An 18,119-nucleotide genomic window follows, 5' to 3' on the forward strand; every position below is an offset into this window, starting at 1 on the left:
GGGGTTGGCCGCACGCGTCACTAGACTCGGTGACCATGAGTGAGCCCGCAGTCTCCCCCGTTCGTCTTCGCGCCGATGTGCTGGCCGTGCCGGCCTATCGTCAGGGTGCTGCGCCGACGAAGCCCGGGTTCAAGCTCTCGAGCAATGAGAACCCGTTTGCCCCGCTCCCCGGCGTGCTCGAGGCCATCGCGGGGCGCACCGACATCAACCGCTACGCCGCGGTCGCGATGCCGGAGCTGCGCGACGCCATCTGCGCCGACTTCGGAGTGCCGGGCACGCACGTGCACCTCGCCGCCGGCTCGGTCGCGATTCTCTTCCAGCTCGTGCACGCAGCAGCCGGCGCGGGCGACGCGTACCTGCACGCCTGGCCGAGCTTCGAGGCCTACCCGTCGCTCGGGCTCGCCTCGGGCGCCGAGAACATTGCGGTGCCGCTCACTGCGGCAGCCGAGCACGATCTCGACGCCATGGTCAACGCGATTACCGACCGCACCCGCGTCGTGCTGCTCTGCTCCCCCAACAACCCGACCGGCCCCACGATTCGCCGCGCCGACTTCGACCGCTTCATGGCGCGAGTTCCACGTGACACCCTCGTGGTGCTCGACGAGGCGTACCGCGAGTTCGTGACCGACCCTGAGGCGGTGCGCGGCGAAGACGTGCTGCGCGATCACCCGAACCTCGTCGTGCTGCGCACGTTCTCGAAGGCGTACGGCCTCGCGGGGCTGCGGATTGGGTACGGCGTTGGCGATCCGGCAATCTTCGCGGCCGCGGCGAGTGTCTCGATTCCGCTCTCGGTCACCGGTATCGCTGAAACCGCGGCCCGTGCGTCACTGACTCCCGAGGCGCGCGCGGTCCACGCAGAACGCGTTGCGGAGCTCGCGACCCGTCGCGATGCGCTCGCCGCATCACTGCGCGAACTCGGTCTCGCGGTGCCGCAGGCGCAGGGCAACTTCGTGTGGATTCCTGAGCAGGATCGCTCGGCCGGCGGAGTGCCCGACGCGTTGGCGCTGGCCGCGGAGTTCGCCGAGGCCGGCACGCTCGTGCGACCATTCGCCGGCACCGGTGTGCGCATTACGGTGGCAGAAGCGGAGAGTGCAGAGGTTGTCGTCTCGATCGTGCGCGCGCACCTGGAGGCTCTCGCGGCGGGCTGATCGGCCCTGCGCATTCGGGCGAAGAGTACTGGTATATCCCGCGATGCGCAGACCCGCTCACTACACTGAATCGAGATGAGCGAACAGATCACAGAGCGCCTGCTGCACGGCGACGATCCCGAGCCGATCCGCTTCCTGGATGCGGATGGCGGGTACGCGCCGTCAGACACTGCTGCCGAATACGCCGCCGAACTCGAGGGTGTCACCACTGCTGACCTGCAGCAGTGGTACCGCGACATGGTCGGCACTCGAGCCTTCGATACCGAGTGCACGCACCTGCAGCGCCAGGGCCAGCTCGCCCTTTGGGTGCCGAGCGTCGGCCAGGAAGGCTGCCAGGTCGGCCTCGTGCGAGCAACCGAACCCCAAGACCACGTCTTTCCGGCCTACCGCGAGCACCTCGTCGCGAGCGTGCGCGGCGTCGACCTGCTCGACATCGCTGCGCAGTTCCGCGGCGTGACGCATGGCGGATGGGACATCACCGACCCGGCCAACGGCAACGTGCACCTCTACACCTTGGTGCTCGGCTCGCAGACCCAGCACGCTACGGGCTACGCGCTCGCTCAGGTGCTCGATGCGAAGCGCCGCAACGGCGATACCGCGCTCGACCCGGGTGAAGCGGGCACGGCCACCGGCGAAGCCACCATGGTCTTCTACGGCGATGGCACCTCGAGCCAGGGCGACCCGAACGAAGCCATGATCTTCGCCGCGAGCTACCAGACGCCCGAGGTCTTCGTGGTGCAGAACAACGGTTGGGCGATCTCGGTGCCCGTCGCGCGCCAGTCGCGTACACCGCTGTACCGTCGCGCCCTCGGCTTCGGCCTGCGTGCGGTGCAGATCGACGGGAACGACCCGCTCGCGGCGTTCGCCGTCGGCCGCCGATTTCTGCGGCTCGCCCGCGAGGGTGCGGGGCCCGGCTACATCGAGGCGCTCACGTACCGCATCGGTGCGCACACGACCGCCGACGACCCCACGCGCTACCGGCCTGACGGCGAGCTCGAGGTCTGGCAACAGCGCGACCCGATCGCGCGGCTCGAGGCCTACCTGCGCAGCCTGGGTGTCGACGACGCGTTCTTCGCCGAGGTCGCCGAGACCGCGGATCAGCGTGCGAAGGCGGTACGCGATCAGATCTTGACCCTGCCGAAGCCCGAGCCCGAGTCGATGTTCGCGCACGTCTACGCCGAACCGCATCCGCGCATCGATGAGCAGCGCGCCTGGTTCGCGCACTACGAGTCGTCGTTCGAAGGAGGCGCCGCATGACCGAGATCGTGACGCTCGCCGAACGCACCACCCTGCCGGTTGCGAAGGCGATCAACGAGGGGCTGCGCACGGCCATGGCCGCCGACGACCGGGTGCTGCTGATGGGCGAAGACATCGGCCCGCTCGGCGGCGTCTTCCGCGTGACCGACAAGTTGCAGGCGGAGTTCGGCTCGGCGCGCGTGCTCGACACCCCGCTCGCGGAGGCCGGCATCGTCGGCAGCGCGATCGGTCTCGCGCTCCGCGGATACCGCCCGGTCGTCGAGATTCAGTTCGACGGGTTCATCTTCCCCGCCTTCAATCAGATCACGACGCAGCTCGCGAAGATTCGCGCCCGGCACGACGGCAAGGTCGACATGCCAATCGTCATTCGCGTGCCGTATGGCGGGCACATCAACTCGATCGAGCACCACGAAGAGAGCCCCGAGGCCTACTTCGCACACACCCCCGGGCTGCGTGTTGTCGCGCCGTCGACGGCGAACGACGCCTACTGGATGATCCAGCAAGCGATCGCGTCGAACGATCCGGTGCTTTTCTTCGAACCCAAGGCGAAGTACTGGCAGAAGGGCGAGGTCGATCCTGTGGCCCCCGCGGCCGATTTGCACCGGAGTCGCGTCGCCCGACCGGGCACCGACTGCACCGTCGTCGGGTTCGGTGCGATGGTCAACACGCTGCTGCAGGCCGCCGAAATCGCGCAGTCCGAGGGCACAAGCATCGAGGTCATCGACCTCCGCACAATCTCGCCCATCGATTACGAACCCATTCTGGAGTCGGTGCGCAAGACCGGTCGCCTGGTCGTCGCGCAGGAGGCCTCGGGCAATGCAAGCGTTGGCAGCGAGATCGCCGCGACGGTCGCCGAGCGTGCCTTCTACTCGTTGCAGGCCCCGGTGCTGCGCGTCTCCAGTTACGACGTACCCTTCCCCGCTGCGGCGATCGAACCGCTCTTCCTGCCCGATGCCGATCGGGTGCTCGAGGCCGTCGACCGCACGATGCAGTATTGACTCAGACCATCCCGAACCCAGGAGCACCCATGAGCGAGATGACCTTCCCCCTCCCCGACGTCGGCGAGGGGCTCACCGAGGCCGAGATCGTCACGTGGCACGTGGCCCCCGGCGATACCGTCGCGCTGAACCAGGTGATCTGCGAGATCGAGACGGCGAAGTCGCTCGTCGAACTGCCTTCACCCTTCACCGGCGTCGTCGCCGAGTTGCTGGTCGAGGTCGGCGATACGGTGCCGGTCGGTGACCCGATCATGCGGGTCACGGTTGACGGTGGCGAGGCCGCAGCGACTGCATCGCACGCGCCCGCGGACGCGTCGGCCGACACGCATGCCGCGCCCGTGGACAGCGACGAGACGCGTGACGCGGTCGCCGATGCGTCGGCGAGTGTGCAGCACGAGGATTCCGAGGGCGGTGCAGTGCTCGTGGGGTACGGCACCGGTGGTGCCGTCACGTCGCGGCGACGTCGAGGCGGTGAGCCACCGCTGGCCGCAGGGGGCGCTGGTGCCGCTGCCGCGTCGATTCCGGTCGCCGAAGCGGCCCCGGTGCTCGCGAAGCCGCCGATTCGCAAGCTCGCGAAAGACCTCGGCGTCGACCTGGCAGAGGTCACCGGCACCGGTATCGCCGGCGAGGTGCTGCGCGATGATGTCGTGCGCCAGGCATCGCAGGCCAGCCTCTTCCGCAACTTGTCGACCCCCGAGCCGCAGGCGGCGCGAGAAGAGCGCATTCCGCTCAAGGGCATGCGCAAGCAGATCGCCAAGGCGATGGTCGAGAGCGCCTTCGAGGCGCCGCACGTCAGCGTGTTCACCGATGTCGATGCGACGCGCACTATGGAGTTCGTGAAGCGCCTCAAGGCCTCGACCGACTTCGCGGGCGTCAAGGTCTCGCCGCTGCTGATCTTCGCGAAGGCGATGCTCTGGGCGATCCGGCGCAACCCCGAGGTCAACTCGACCTTCACCGACACCGAGATCATTCGCCACAACTTCGTCAACCTCGGCATCGCGGCCGCGACACCGCGCGGCCTCGTGGTGCCGAATATCAAAGATGCCCAGGAGCTGAACCTGCGCGATCTCGCGACCGCGATCGAGCAGCTCACGATCACCGCGCGAGACGGGCGCACGCAGCCCGCAGAAATGGCGAACGGCACGATCACGATCACGAACATCGGGGTGTTCGGCATGGACTTCGGTACGCCGATTCTGAACCCGGGCGAGTGCGGCATCATGGCGATGGGCACGATTCGCGAGAAGCCGTGGGTCGTCGACGGCGAGGTGCGCCCCCGCATGGTCACAACGGTCGGTGGCTCGTTCGACCATCGCATCGTGGACGGCGACGTGATTTCGCGCTTCGTCGCCGACGTCGCCTCCGTGCTCGAAGAACCGGCGCTGCTGCTCGACTGATCGCCGCTGCACGCGAACGGATCACCGATGTATCAGCCGCCGACGCCGCTCGACCCGATGCGCGGGTGGCGCGGCGTGGGCGTGCAGGCGCCCGACCGACCGCGGTGGATGCGCCGAGCGGCTCCGGCGTGCGTAGCGCTGCCGTGGATCTGGCTGGCGGTGTTCTGGATCGGGTTCTTGGCGACCGCCGATAGTTGGGCCGGGCTCACGTGGCTGTCGGTGATGTGGATGATCTGCGTCGCCGTGCTGCCCGCCGGCGTGCTCGGCAGCGTGTGGGCCGGAATGCTGCGCGAACGCGGCATGATGTGGGGCGGCATCGTGGGGTCGGTGCTGCTGATTCCCGGGTTCGGATTCGGATTCGTGTTCCTGATGCAGCTGCTGCACACGCTCATCACTCGGTGAACGCCGAAGGGCCCGACCGGAGGTGATCCGATCGGGCCCTTCGGGTTGCGGCGTTCGGCCGCAGAGGGTGCTTAGGCGTCGGCCTTCGCGAGATCGTGGCTGTTGAGCGCACGGAATGCGAGGGCGGCCAGCGCGCCGCCGACGAGCGGGGCGACGAAGTAGAGCCAGATGTTCGACCAGGCGAAGTCGCCGTGCACGGCGAGGCCGAGCGCGACGGCGGGGTTGAAGCCGCCACCCGAGATCGGGCCGACGACGAACGCGCCGATGACGACGACGGAGCCGATGGCGAGGCCGTAGAACGAGTTGCCCTCGGTGTCCTTCGAGGTCGCGACATTGAGTACGACGTAGACCAGGATGAAGGTGAAGATCGCCTCGACGAGGAACGCGGGGCCGACCTCGATCTCCTTGGCGGCTTCGGCTGCCGGGAAGATGAGCCCTGCGATGAGGGCACCGAGCACGCCGCCGACGAGCTGGGCGATCACGTAGGCGACGAAGTCGCCGGCGCTGAGCGCGCCGCGCAGCAGGGCGCCGAGCGAAACGGCCGGGTTGAGGTGCGCACCCGAGAGGTGGCCGGTCGCGTAGATGAGCACCATCAGTGTGAAGCCGATGGCGAGAGGCGCGAAGTCGCCTGCGTTGTTGATCGCCGCGACGATCGAGAAGACGAACAGCAGGGTCGCCAGGGCTTCAGCTACCGCGTTACGAACGGTACCGGTCATGGAGGAGCTCACTTTCTGAGAAAAAGCTTTGATACACAGCTAATACTCATTATGTCAAAGGGGTGGCGGTCAGTCACGGTTTACGACAGCCTGCGACACCACAATTGATCCGCAAGATCATGCGGATCGCGCGGGGTCAGGCGTGCACGTGCTCGCCGGCGGTCTCATGACTGCGGGGCTCGAGCTGCAGAGTGACGTGCGAGGTGTCAAAGTGCTCGTGCAGGCACCCGCGCACCTCGTCGAGAATCGCGTGGTACCCGCGCTCACTCCATGCCGAGTCCGAGACCGTGACGTGGGCGGAGAAGGCCGGGACTCCTGACGTGATGGTCCAGGCGTGGACATCGTGTACCTCTTCGACTCCGGGCACCGCTTCCATGTGTGTTCGTGCGGCATCGACGTCGATGTTCTTGGGAGACGCTTCGAGGAGCACGTCGACCACATCGCGCAGCAGGCTGATGGCGCGAGGGAAGATGAGGATCGCGATGAGGATGGACGCGATCTGGTCGACGGCGTTCCACCCCGTGAGCATGATGATGACGCCGGCGATGATGACGGCGACCGACCCGAGCAGATCGCCGAGCACCTCAAGGTACGCCCCGCGCACGTTGAGGCTTTCCTTTTGGCCCGACTGCAGAATGAGCAGTGAGACGAGGTTCGCTGCTGCGCCGATGATCGCCGCGATGAGCATCGGCCCCGAGTGCACCTCGACTTCGGCACCGAAACGCGAGAGGGCCTGGATCAGGATCACCACGGCGATGACGCCGAGCACGATGCCGTTGACCAGCGCAGCGAGCACCTCGACCCGCAGATAGCCGAACGTGCGCTTCGAGGTGGGAGCGAGCCCTGCGATCAAGCTCGCGATGAGTGCGATGGCGACACCGGTCGCGTCGGTGAGCATGTGCCCGGCGTCGGCGAGCAGCGAGAGCGAGTTCGAAATGAGCGCGCCGATGACCTGCACGACAAAGACGGTGAGCGTGATGACGAGCACCAGAATTAGCTTGCGGCGATGCTTCGCGGTGCCCGAAGAGGCTCCCTGGAGGCCGTGGTCGTGACTGTGACCGCCGTGGCCCTCGGTCGCCGTGTGTGCGGGTCGCGCCGGGTGGCCGGCGCTGAACTCGGGCTCGCAGGCTTCGCCGCCGTCGCCGTCGCCGTCGTGCCGGTTGTCGTGCGGGTGATCGTGCTGACCCATGACCCTCCTCGATTGATCAGATGTTGTCATGGTACCCCCGAGGGGTATCTGGAGTCGAGGGTGCGTAGTGAATACCACCTGACGCACCGGGTACCCCGATCCTGCCACTACGCTCGACGTATGGATACCGCTTCGCTGTCGATCGGCTTCGTCATGCTCCACACGTCGCCGCTCGACGTGCCGGGCACGAAAGACGCCGGGGGCATGAACGTCGTCGTGCGAGCTCAGGCCGAGGCGCTCGCCGCAGCCGGTCACCGCGTGCGCATCTTTACTCGGCGCAGCGATGCCGAAACCCCGTCGCGCGTTGAGCTGCGCCCCAATCTGACTGTCGTGCTGCTCGACGCCGGTGCACCGCGCCTGCTCGCGAAGGGTGAGCACGAGTCGGTGATGGTGCAATTCGGTGACCTGCTGGCTGACGAGCTGCGCGCCGACCCGGTGCAGGTGCTGCACGCGGAGCACTGGTTCTCGGGCATCGCGGCACTGCCGGTGGCCCGCGAACTCGGTGTGCCGCTCGTGCAGAGCTACCACTCCATCGCGGCGCCGCCCGAGTCGCCCCTCGGCGAAGGGGAGCGCCCGGAGTCGCCGGGTCGCCTTGCGGGTGAGGCGCGACTCGCGAACGAAGCCGACCTCATCATCGCGGTGAGTGAGGCGGAGCGGGCGACGGTGCTCGCGCGCCTCGCGGGCGATCCGGGTCGGGTGCGCGTCGTGCCGCTCGGCGTTGATACCGAACTCTTCCACCCGTGCGACACGGCCGCCTGTGAAGAGCAGCGCGACTGGCTGCGCGGGGGTGGTCGAGCCGAGGTGATCCTCGTCGGTCGCCTGCATCCGCTCAAGGGCTTCGACCTGGCCATCGACGCGATCGCGCGCATTCCCGAGGATCAGCGCCCGAGCCTGCGCATCGTCGGGGCACCGCCGCCCGACGGCGACGAGTACGTGCGCGCGCTCCACGATGCTGTGGCGCAGCACGGCATGCTGCGCACGACCGCGTTCGATGGTGCGCTGCGCCGTCGGGAGCTCGCCGAACGCATTCGCTCGGCAACCCTGATGCTCGTGCCGTCGCACTCAGAGACGTTCGGCCTGGTCGCGCTTGAGGCGGCCGCCTCGGGTGTGCCGGTGATCGCCCGCGACGCAGGCGGGCTGCGCGAGGCGGTCATCGCGGGGGAGACCGGAGCGCTCGTCGCGGGCGACGACGCCGCGGTGTGGGCTGACGCGGTGCTCGAGATGCTCGGCGACGCGGCGCGTCTCAAGGAGATGGGCGACGCGGCGCGCACGCACGCCCTGCGCCGCAGCTGGCAGGCGTCGTCAGAGCGCCTGGTCGAGGTCTACCGCGACATCATCGGCGACTGACGTGCTCAGGGGCTGACCGGCTGTCGCCCGGCGCGCTTAGCGCGAGACGAGTGTCGTCTCGAACGAGTAGAGGTCGGGGCGGTAGCAGTGGTGGCCGGCCTCGATGACGCTGCCGCCCTGGTCGAAGGCCACGCGATCCATGGTCAGCACCGGGCTGCCCTTCGCGACGTCGAGCAGCTCGTGCTCGTCGCTGTGGGTGCGACGTGCCCCGATGGTTTGGTTCGCGATCTTGATGGCGATCCCGCGCGCGCGCAGCATCTCGTAGAGCCCGTGAGTCTCGAGGTCGTCGAGCGTGATGTCGGCGTACTCGGGCGGCAGCAGGTTCTCGAGGATCGCCATCGGCGTGCCGTCGGCGCTGCGCAAACGGCGAATTCGGGTGATTTCCGTGCCGACCGCGACGCGCAACCGCACCGCGGCCTCTTCGTCGGCGGGGATCTTCTCGAGCGAGAGCACGCGGGTGGTGGGGTGGTGGCCGGCGCGCGTGAGGTCTTCTTGCAGGCTGGTGAGTTCGACCGGGCGGCTGACGCGCGCCTGCACGACCTGGGTGCCGATGCCGCGGCGGCGCACGAGCAGGCCCTTGTCGACCAGCTCCTGAATGGCGCGCCGCACGGTGGGGCGCGAGAGGCCGAGGTGATGGCCAATCGCGATCTCGTTCTCCAGGCGGGCCCCGGCGGGGATGACGCCGTCGCGAATCGCACGCTCGAGGCGGCTCGAGATCTGGAAGTAGAGCGGGATGGGCCCGTTGCGATCCAGGTCGGCGAAGAGTTCGCTCGGCCACACGGGGTCTGTACTCATAGGTGCTCCTCGGCGCTGGGGTGGCACGCGGGCTCGCGACGAGGGACAGTCCCCAGCCCTAATGTGCTGACAACATTACCCCTTTCCTGTATTTCCGGATGGTTTCCGTTCATCTTCGTGCTATTGTTAGGACAAATGCAGCGGTGCACGGGGCCCGCGCACGTCACCACGAGAAGGCGGGTATCGAATGTCGGAAGTGCGGCGTCCAGATGACGTCCTGGCCATGGGTCGACTCGGAGTCGACATCTACCCGTTGCAAGACGGGGTTGGCCTGGAAGATGTCACGAGCTTCGGCAAGTACCTCGGGGGCAGTGCGGCGAACGTCGCCGTCGCCGCCGCGAAGTACGGCCGGGCGAGCGCGCTGGTATCGCGCGTCGGCGATGATCCGTTCGGGCGGTACCTGTTGCGCGAGCTCGATCGCCTCGGCGTCGACCCGCGCGAGGTGAAGGTCGATCCCGAGTTTCCGACCCCCGTCACTTTCTGCGAGATCTTTCCGCCCGATGACTTCCCGCTGTACTTCTACCGGAAGCCGAAGGCACCCGACCTGCAGATCGCGACGGCAGATCTCGATCTCGACGCGGTGCGCGAAGCGCGCATCCTCTGGTTCACGCTGACCGGCCTGAGCGAGGAGCCGAGCCGCTCTACGCACTTCGCCGCGCTCGAAGCCCGTGCCGGCAAGCCCCACACCATCTTCGATCTCGACTACCGCCCAATGTTCTGGGCCGACCCCGCCGAGGCCACCGCGCAGGCGGGCGCCGCGCTCGTGCACGCCACAATCGCAGTGGGCAATAAAGAGGAGTGCGAAGTCGCGGTCGGCGAAACCGAACCCGATCGCGCCGCCGACGCGCTGCTCGAGCGCGGCATCGAGCTCGCGATCGTGAAGCAGGGGCCGAAGGGCGTGCTCGCGAAGACCCGCGACGAGCGCGTCGAGGTGCCCCCGCACTTCGTGGACGTCATCAACGGGCTCGGCTCGGGCGACGCGTTCGGCGGCGCCCTCATCCACGGGTTGCTCGAGGGCTGGAATCTCGAGCGCATCTTCCGCTTCGCCAACGTCGCCGGTGCGATCGTGGCTACTCGTCGCGAGTGCTCCACGGCCATGCCCGACGCCGCTGAGGTCGAGGCCCTGCTCACGAAGGGGGCCTGATCATGGCACTCGATTTCGCAGCCCTGCGCGACCTCCGTGCGGGCAATCCGGCGGCGATCGGCCGCGCGCTCGCCGAGCGACGCCGGCGCGACGTCATCGCGGGTGACGGTCGTCTGTTCATCGTGGCGGCGGATCACCCGGCCCGCGGCGCCATCGCCGTCGGCAGTGATGCCACCGCCATGGCCAACCGCTACGACCTGCTCGAGCGCATGGCGATCGCGCTGTCGCGCCCCGGCGTCGACGGCGTGCTCGGCACCCCCGACATCATCGACGACCTCGCGGCGCTCGGCCTGCTCGACGACAAGATCGTCGTCGGTTCGATGAACCGCGGCGGGTTGCGCGGGGCCTCGTTCGAGCTCGACGACCGCTACACCGCGTACGACATCGACGCGATGGTGCGGCAGGGGCTCGACTTCGCGAAGACGCTCATCCGTGTCGATCTGAACGATGCCGGTACCGCGTCGACGCTGCAGGCGACGGCTCGCGCCGTCGACGACGCGGCGGCGGCCGGCCTGCCGATCATGCTCGAACCCTTCATGAGCAACCGTGTGAACGGCAAGGTCGTGAACGACCTGTCGGCCGATGCCGTCATCCTCTCGACCGCGATCGCCTCGGGTCTCGGCAACTCCAGCGCGTACACCTGGATGAAGCTGCCCGTGGTGCCCGAGATGGAGCGCGTCATGGAGGCCACCACGATGCCGACGCTGCTGCTCGGCGGCGACAACGGCGGCGACCCCGACGAGACCTTCGCCTCCTGGGAGAACGCGCTCGCGCTTCCGGGCGTGCGCGGCCTCACCGTCGGACGCACCCTGCTCTACCCCCACGACGGCGACGTGGCCGGAGCGGTCGACACGGCTGCACGGCTCGTGCACCGCGACCTCGCCTAGACTCCACGCGATCCCGCACCTGATTTCTGACCCGACCGAAGGACTGCAATGAGCACCGATTCCCTCCCCGTCATTCCGCACTGGATCGATGGCGCACGCCGCGCCTCGAACAGCGGTCGCACGGCCCCCGTTTTCAACCCCGCCACCGGCGAGGTGCAGGCCCACGTCGCACTCGCCGATGAGGCCGAGATCGCCGAGGCCATCGCATCGGCGAACCGCGGCTTCGCCGTGTGGAGCGAGTTCTCCATGGCCAAGCGCCAGACCGTGATCTTCAAGTTCCGTGAACTGCTGAACGCGCGCAAGGGCGAACTCGCCGCGATCATCACCCGCGAGCACGGCAAGGTCGTCTCGGACGCGATGGGCGAGATTCTCCGCGGCCAGGAAGTCGTGGAGCTCGCGACCGGGTTCCCGCACCTCATCAAGGGCGCGTTCTCAGAGAACGCCTCGACCGGCATCGACGTCTACTCGATCAAGCAGCCGATCGGCGTCGCGGGCATCATCGCGCCCTTCAACTTCCCGGCCATGGTGCCGATGTGGTTCTTCCCGATCGCTGTCGCCGCGGGCAACGCCGTCATCGTGAAGCCCTCCGAGAAGGATCCCTCGGCCGCGCTGTGGCTCGCCGAGCTGTGGCAGGAGGCCGGTCTTCCCGACGGCGTCTTCACCGTGCTCAACGGTGACAAGCTCGCCGTCGACGGTCTGCTCACCGACCCGGGAGTGAACTCGATCTCGTTCGTCGGCTCGACGCCGATCGCGCAGTACATCTACGAGACCGCCTCGAAGCACGGCAAGCGCGTGCAGGCACTCGGCGGCGCGAAGAACCACATGCTGGTGCTGCCCGACGCCGACCTCGACCTCGTCGCCGATCAGGCCATCAACGCGGGCTACGGCGCCGCGGGCGAGCGCTGCATGGCGATCTCGGTCGTGCTGGCCGTCGAGCCCGTCGCCGACGAGCTCATCGAGAAGATCACCGAGCGCATCGCGAAGCTCAACATCGGCAACGGTGCCGCGACGCCCGAGCCCGACATGGGGCCGCTGATCACCGACGTGCACCGCGACAAGGTCACCGGGTACATCGACATCGCCGAGCAGGATGGCGCGACGATCGTCGTCGACGGCCGTAACTTCCGGGTCGAGGGGCACGAGAACGGCTTCTTCGTCGGGCCCACGCTCATCGACAACATCCCCACCACCTCGCGCGCCTACACCGAGGAGATCTTCGGGCCGGTGCTCGAAATCGTACGTGTCAAGACTTTCGAAGAGGGCGTCGAGCTCATCAACTCCGGGGCCTTCGGCAACGGCACGGCGATCTTCACGAACGACGGGGGAGCGGCCCGCCGATTCCAGCACGAGATCCAGGTCGGCATGATCGGCATCAACGTGCCGATCCCGGTGCCCGTGGCCTACCACTCCTTTGGCGGCTGGAAGGCGTCGCTGTTCGGCGACGCGAAGGCGTACGGCGTGCAGGGCTTCGAGTTCTTCACCCGCGAGAAGGCCATCACGAGCCGCTGGCTCGATCCCGCCAAGCACGGCGGCATCAACCTCGGCTTCCCGCAGAACGACTAATCCGCAGCACGAATCGGAGCAGGGAACGATTATGACGCAGCAATCGCAGCAGGCCGAACGCTGGTTCCACCGGCGCGGTGAACTCGCCGAGGGCGGATGGGAATCCGTCGTCGACGAGCGCATTCCGGGCTGGGAGCACACCGGTGTACGGGTGGCTCGCCTGGCCGAGGGCGCGACCATCGCGCTCGAGGGCACGGGCATCGAGCGTCTCATCGTTCCCCTCTCCGGTTCGTTCTCGGTGACCTACCGCGACGGCGCCGCTGAAGCTGCGGACGCCGGTGTCTCCGGTGCCGATACCACCGCGGAGCTCGCCGGCCGTCGCTCGGTCTTCGACGGCCCGACCGACGTGCTCTACCTGTCGTCGGCCGCCACCGGGGAGGTCACCGCGACCTCCGCGCCGAACGGCGAGGCGCGCTTCCTCGTCGCCACCTCTCCGGTGCCCGCCGACCAGCCGCAGCTCGTGCGCCCCTCGCGCTACATGCCGGTCGCCGACGTGCCCGTGGAGTTGCGCGGCGCCGGCGCCTCGAGCCGCCAGGTGCACAACTTCGGGCGCAAGGAGTCGCTCGATGCGGCCCGCTTCATCGTCGTCGAGGTCATCACCCCGGCCGAGAACTGGTCGTCGTACCCGCCCCATAAGCACGACGAGCACATCCCGGGCCACGAATCCGAACTCGAGGAGATCTACTACTTCGAGGTCGCCCCGACGAAAGACGCCCCGGCCGGAGTCGATCCCGAGCGCGCGTTCGGTATGTTCAGCACGTACTCATCGCCCGCCGGGCCCATCGAGATCGATTCGCAGGTGCACACCGGCGACATCGCCCTCGTGCCCCACGGCTACCACGGCCCCGCCGTGGCCGCCCCGGGCTACGACATGTACTACCTCAACGTGATGGCCGGGCCCGACCCCGAGCGCACCTGGCTCATCAGCGACGACCCGGCCCACGGCTGGGTGCGCGACACCTGGGAGGGGCAGCAGCTCGACTCCCGCCTCCCCTTCGCTCCCGCCGACACCGGCGCCGTGAGCACCGAAACCGCCACCGAAACGGAGTCCGCACGATGACCACCCGGCGCATGACGGTCAGCCAGGCGCTGATCGAATTCCTCGCGAACCAGTGGACCGTGGATCGAGCGGCCGACGGCACCGAGATTCGCGAACGCACCATTCCGGGTGTCTTCGGCATCTTCGGGCACGGCAACGTGGCCGGCATCGGCCAGGCGCTCAAGCAGGCCAACGTCGAGCAGCCCGACCTCATGCCCTACTACCAGGCGCGCAACGAGCAGGCCATGGTGCACCAGTCGGTGGGCTACGCCCGCATGCATCGCCGCCGCGGCACCTACGCGTCGGCCGCGTCGGTCGGCCCGGGCGCCGCCAACCTGCTCACCGGAGCCGCGCTCGCGACCACCAACCGCCTGCCCGCGCTGCTGCTGCCGAGCGACACCTTCGCGACCCGCGTCGCCGACCCGGTGCTGCAGCAGCTCGAGCAGCCCCACGACATCGGTCTGACCGTCAATGACGCGTTCCGCCCCGTCTCGAAGTTCTTCGACCGCGTGCAGCGCCCCGAGCAGCTCTTCTCGATCGCGCTTGCCGCCCTCCGTGTGCTCACCGACCCGGCCGAGACCGGTGCCGTCACGATCGCGCTCCCCGAAGACGTGCAGGCCGAGGCGCTCGACGTGCCCGAGGAGTTCTTGCAGCCCCGCGAGTGGCGCATTCGCCGCCCGCGCCCCGAGCGCGACGCGTTCGCGCTCGCACTTGAGGCGATCCGCACCGCGAAGCGCCCGCTGATCGTCGCCGGTGGCGGCGTGCTCTACTCGGATGCCGAGCAGCAGCTGCGCGAGTTCGTCGAGGCGACCGGTATTCCGGTCGGCACCTCGCAGGCCGGTGGTGGAGTGCTCGCGTGGGATCACCCGCAGTACCTCGGCGGCATCGGTGCGACGGGTACGCTCGCCGCCAACCGCCTGGCGGCGGAGGCCGACGTCATCATCGGCATCGGCACCCGTTACAGCGACTTCACGACGTCGTCGCGCACCGCGTTCCAGAACCCGGGCGTGCAGTTCGTCAACATCAACGTCGCGTCGTTTGACGCGTACAAGCACGGCACGCAGATCCCTGTGGTCGCCGACGCCCGCGAGACGCTCCTTGAGCTGCTCGACGCCCACGGAAACGGGGCGGCAGGGGATCTGCGTGTCGATTCCTCCTACGCCGAGCGCATCGCCGCCGAGAAGGCGGAGTGGGACGGCCTGGTCGACGAGGCCTTCGAGCCGTCGGGTCTCGACTTGCCGGGGCAGCCCGAGATCATCGGTGCCGTGCAGCGCTCGTCGGCGCCGGCCGACGTCATCGTGCAGGCTGCGGGATCGCTGCCCGGCGACCTCCACAAGCTGTGGCGCGTGCGCGACCCGCTGGGGTACCACGTCGAGTACGCCTTCTCGTGCATGGGGTATGAGATCGCGGGCGGCATCGGCGCGAAGCGCGGGCTGGTCGAGGCCGGAGACGACCGCGACGTCATCATCATGGTGGGCGACGGCTCGTACCTGATGCTCAACACCGAGCTCGTCACCGCGGTCGCCGAGGGCATCAAGGTCATTGTGATCCTGATTCAGAATCACGGCTACGCGTCGATCGGTCACCTCTCGGAGACGGTCGGATCGGAGCGCTTCGGCACCTGGTACCGCGAGTACGACGGCGTCGCGAAGAATTTCCAGGGCGAGCAGGTGCTGCCGATCGACCTCGCTATGAACGCCCGCAGCTACGGCATGGACGTCATCGAGGTCGACCCGGGCGCGAGCGCGATCACCGACCTCGAGGCTGCGATCGCGCAGGCCAAGGCCTCGGATCGTGCGACTTTCATTCACATCAACAGCGACCCGCTGATCTACGCGCCCGACGGTGCGGGCTGGTGGGACGTGCCGGTGCCGCAGGTCTCGACGCTCGACTCCACGCAGCGCGCGCGGGCCGAGTACGAAGAGCAGGTCGCGGCTCAGAAGCCGCTGCTGGGCTGATTCGGCGCCTCGGCTCCCTGAACGACGGGCCCGGTTCTCGCAGTGCGCGAGGCCGGGTCCGTTGGCGTGCCTGGGCTCGCCAGGGCCAGCGTGTGAGCAACTCTCGCGCGATCGCGATGCTGAGTGTGCCGACTGGAAACCTCGGCGAAATGGTCTACTATGGCTTATTGTCAATACAAAGACCCCCTGCGATGATGGACGGGTACGATCCGGCACCGTCGCCGAAAGAGAGGTTCTCGCCCATGGGTGAAACGAACGCCGAAAACCCCGGTCTGCGCATCGGAACCGCCCCCGACTCGTGGGGAGTCTGGTTCCCCGACGACCCGAAGCAGGTGCCGTGGGAGCGCTTCCTCGACGAGGTCGTCGCCTCGGGATACGAGTGGATCGAACTCGGCCCGTACGGCTACCTGCCGACCGACCCCCACCAGCTCGAAGACGAACTCGGCAAGCGCGGCCTGAAGCTGTCTGCCGGCACCGTGTTCACCGGCTTCCACAAGGGCGACGACGAATGGCAGCGGGCCTGGGACCAGGCACTCAACGTCGCGGGGCTCGCCTCGAAGCTCGGTGCCGAGCACCTCGTCGTGATCCCGGACCTGTGGCGCAGCGATGCGACCAGCGAGGTGCTCGAGTCGCGCACCCTGACCGATGAGCAGTGGGCGAAGCTCGGCGCGGGCCATGACCGCCTTGGCAAGGCGCTGCTCGAGGAGTTCGGAGTGAAGCAGCAGTTCCACTCGCACGCCGACAGCCACATCGGCACGACCCGCGAGGTGCTGCGCTTCCTCGACGAGACCGACGCGCGCTACACGAACCTCTGCCTCGACACCGGCCACTTCGCCTACTACGGCGGCGACAACGTGAAGCTCATCGAGGAGCGCCCCGAGCGCATCGGCTACCTGCACCTGAAGCAGGTCGACCCCACGCTGCTTTTCGACGTGCTGAAGAACGATGTGCCGTTCGCCGAGGCCGTCACGCAGGGCATCATGATCGAGCCGCCGCACGGCATCCCCGACCTCGCGCCGGTCATCGAGGCGGTAGCCAAGATCGACTCCGAGATCTTCGCCATCGTCGAGCAAGACATGTACGGCTGCGACGTCGATCGCCCGTTCCCGATCGCGCAGCGCACGCGCGAGCACATCTTCGGGTGCACGCACTTGGCCAGGGTCTCCTGAGTCGCCACACACACTTCTCGAAAGGATTCACCCATGACTGAAGATCTCCGCGTCGCCGTCGTCGGCGCCGGCATGATGGGCGCCGACCACATCGCCCGCATTACCCACCGCATCAGCGGTGCACGCGTCTCTGCCGTCGTCGAGCCCGACGCCGGCCGCGCCGCAGCAGCCGCCGAGCACGCCCCGGGTGCCCAGGTGTTCGCGAGCGTCGAAGAGGCTATCGCGGCCGACGCCCTCGACGCCGTGCTCATCGCGGTGCCCGGGCAGTTCCACGCGCCCGTGCTGAAGCCCGCCCTCGAGGCGAAGCTGCCCATTCTCTGCGAGAAGCCGCTGACGCAGGATTCGGCAAGCTCGTGGGAGGTGCTCGAGCTCGAGCAGCAGCTCGACAAGCCCCACATTCAGGTCGGCTTCATGCGCCGCTTCGACGCCGAGTACCAGGAGCTGCGTCAGCTCGTCGAGTCAGGCGAGAGCGGTGAACTGCTCATGGTGCGCGCCGTGCACCGCAACCCGACGGTGCCCGAGACCTACACCAACGACATGCTCATCACCGACTCGGTGGTGCACGAATTCGACGTGGTGCCGTGGCTCGCCGGGTCGCGTGTCGTCAGCGTCGAGGTGAAGCACCCGCGCCGCAACTCGCTCGCTCCCGAGCGACTGCACGAGCCGATCCTGGTGATCATGGAGCTCGAGAACGGTGTGCTCGTCGACGTCGAGATGAGCGTCAGCGTGCAGTTCGGTTACCAGGTCGCCACCGAGGCCGTGTTCGAGCAGGGCGTTGCCCGCATCGGGCAGCCCTCGGGCTTGCAGCGCTGGAGCGCCGGGCGTTTCAGCGTGAAGGATCACGAGTCGTTCACGACCCGCTTCGCCGATGCGTATGACGCGCAGATTCAGCGCTGGGTCAACGCCGTGCACAACGGATCGCTCATCGACGGCCCGAACGCGTGGGACGGCTACCTCGTCGCCCTCTCGTGCGAGGCCGGCGTCAAGGCCATGCACGAGGGCGGCACGGTCGCCGTCGAGGCCCCCGAACGCCCCGCGTTCTACGCCTAAGACGGCGTGCTGGGTCTGATGCGGGAGCCGGTCTCGGCTCCCGCATCAGACCCATCGCCA

The 18,119-nt window shown here is 68.1% G+C and carries 16 protein-coding genes; 13 read left to right on the forward strand and 3 right to left on the reverse strand.

Annotated features, from left to right (window positions below; genetic code table 11):
- Positions 1-35: 35 nt before the first annotated feature.
- The 5 genes from CH42_RS01525 to CH42_RS01545 all read left to right on the forward strand — a co-directional run bounded on the left by CH42_RS01525 (position 36) and on the right by CH42_RS01545 (position 5,202).
- Positions 36-1,148: a histidinol-phosphate transaminase gene (locus CH42_RS01525; RefSeq protein ID WP_053351453.1), complete on the forward strand. Its 1,113-nt coding sequence runs from the start codon at positions 36-38 to the stop codon at positions 1,146-1,148.
- 75 nt (positions 1,149-1,223) lie between these two features.
- Positions 1,224-2,405: a thiamine pyrophosphate-dependent enzyme gene (locus CH42_RS01530; protein WP_053351454.1), complete on the forward strand. Its 1,182-nt coding sequence runs from the start codon at positions 1,224-1,226 to the stop codon at positions 2,403-2,405.
- Positions 2,402-3,403: an alpha-ketoacid dehydrogenase subunit beta gene (locus CH42_RS01535; protein WP_053351455.1), complete on the forward strand. Its 1,002-nt coding sequence runs from the start codon at positions 2,402-2,404 to the stop codon at positions 3,401-3,403. Before CH42_RS01530 ends, CH42_RS01535 begins: the two co-directional genes overlap by 4 nt.
- A gap of 29 nt (positions 3,404-3,432) precedes the next feature.
- On the forward strand, positions 3,433-4,800 hold the full coding sequence (locus CH42_RS01540) for a dihydrolipoamide acetyltransferase family protein (RefSeq protein ID WP_053351456.1): 1,368 nt from the start codon (positions 3,433-3,435) through the stop codon (positions 4,798-4,800).
- A 27-nt stretch (positions 4,801-4,827) separates the two neighbouring features.
- Positions 4,828-5,202 (forward strand): hypothetical protein, encoded by a 375-nt coding sequence (locus CH42_RS01545; protein WP_053351457.1) that lies wholly within the window; start codon positions 4,828-4,830, stop codon positions 5,200-5,202.
- A gap of 71 nt (positions 5,203-5,273) precedes the next feature.
- On the opposite strand, the gene CH42_RS01550 is transcribed toward CH42_RS01545, so the two are convergent.
- Both CH42_RS01550 and CH42_RS01555 read right to left on the reverse strand, forming a co-directional pair.
- Positions 5,274-5,918, reverse strand: coding sequence for an MIP/aquaporin family protein (locus tag CH42_RS01550; protein WP_053351458.1), 645 nt, complete (start codon positions 5,916-5,918; stop codon positions 5,274-5,276).
- A gap of 136 nt (positions 5,919-6,054) precedes the next feature.
- A complete protein-coding gene (locus CH42_RS01555) occupies positions 6,055-7,107 on the reverse strand; it encodes a cation diffusion facilitator family transporter (RefSeq protein WP_053351459.1) in 1,053 nt (350 codons plus the stop codon).
- Between the two features lie 120 nt (positions 7,108-7,227).
- Between CH42_RS01555 and CH42_RS01560 the strand changes: the two genes are divergently transcribed.
- On the forward strand, positions 7,228-8,454 hold the full coding sequence (locus CH42_RS01560; RefSeq protein ID WP_053351460.1) for a glycosyltransferase: 1,227 nt from the start codon (positions 7,228-7,230) through the stop codon (positions 8,452-8,454).
- Between the two features lie 36 nt (positions 8,455-8,490).
- On the opposite strand, the gene CH42_RS01565 is transcribed toward CH42_RS01560, so the two are convergent.
- Positions 8,491-9,249, reverse strand: a complete 759-nt coding sequence (locus CH42_RS01565) for a GntR family transcriptional regulator (protein ID WP_053351461.1) — start codon at positions 9,247-9,249, stop codon at positions 8,491-8,493.
- A 187-nt stretch (positions 9,250-9,436) separates the two neighbouring features.
- Between CH42_RS01565 and iolC the strand changes: the two genes are divergently transcribed.
- From iolC to CH42_RS01600, 7 genes are all read left to right on the forward strand, one after another.
- Entirely contained in the window at positions 9,437-10,393 is a 957-nt protein-coding gene (gene iolC, locus CH42_RS01570; RefSeq protein ID WP_053351462.1) for a 5-dehydro-2-deoxygluconokinase, read from the forward strand.
- A 2-nt stretch (positions 10,394-10,395) separates the two neighbouring features.
- Positions 10,396-11,280, forward strand: a complete 885-nt coding sequence (locus CH42_RS01575; RefSeq protein ID WP_053351463.1) for a class I fructose-bisphosphate aldolase — start codon at positions 10,396-10,398, stop codon at positions 11,278-11,280.
- Between the two features lie 48 nt (positions 11,281-11,328).
- Positions 11,329-12,843, forward strand: coding sequence for a CoA-acylating methylmalonate-semialdehyde dehydrogenase (locus CH42_RS01580; RefSeq protein ID WP_053351464.1), 1,515 nt, complete (start codon positions 11,329-11,331; stop codon positions 12,841-12,843).
- A gap of 31 nt (positions 12,844-12,874) precedes the next feature.
- Complete coding sequence (gene iolB / locus CH42_RS01585) at positions 12,875-13,903, forward strand: 5-deoxy-glucuronate isomerase (RefSeq protein WP_053351465.1); 1,029 nt, start codon at positions 12,875-12,877, stop codon at positions 13,901-13,903.
- On the forward strand, positions 13,900-15,840 hold the full coding sequence (gene iolD / locus CH42_RS01590; RefSeq protein ID WP_053351466.1) for a 3D-(3,5/4)-trihydroxycyclohexane-1,2-dione acylhydrolase (decyclizing): 1,941 nt from the start codon (positions 13,900-13,902) through the stop codon (positions 15,838-15,840). The genes iolB and iolD overlap by 4 nt, the downstream gene beginning before the upstream one ends.
- Positions 15,841-16,082: 242 nt before the next feature.
- Complete coding sequence (locus CH42_RS01595; RefSeq protein WP_053351467.1) at positions 16,083-17,009, forward strand: sugar phosphate isomerase/epimerase family protein; 927 nt, start codon at positions 16,083-16,085, stop codon at positions 17,007-17,009.
- A 33-nt stretch (positions 17,010-17,042) separates the two neighbouring features.
- A complete protein-coding gene (locus CH42_RS01600) occupies positions 17,043-18,059 on the forward strand; it encodes a Gfo/Idh/MocA family protein (RefSeq protein WP_053351468.1) in 1,017 nt (338 codons plus the stop codon).
- Positions 18,060-18,119 lie beyond the last annotated feature (60 nt).

This window comes from Leucobacter musarum subsp. musarum (assembly GCF_001273845.1).
In the GTDB taxonomy this organism is placed as follows: Bacteria; Actinomycetota; Actinomycetes; order Actinomycetales; family Microbacteriaceae; genus Leucobacter; species Leucobacter musarum.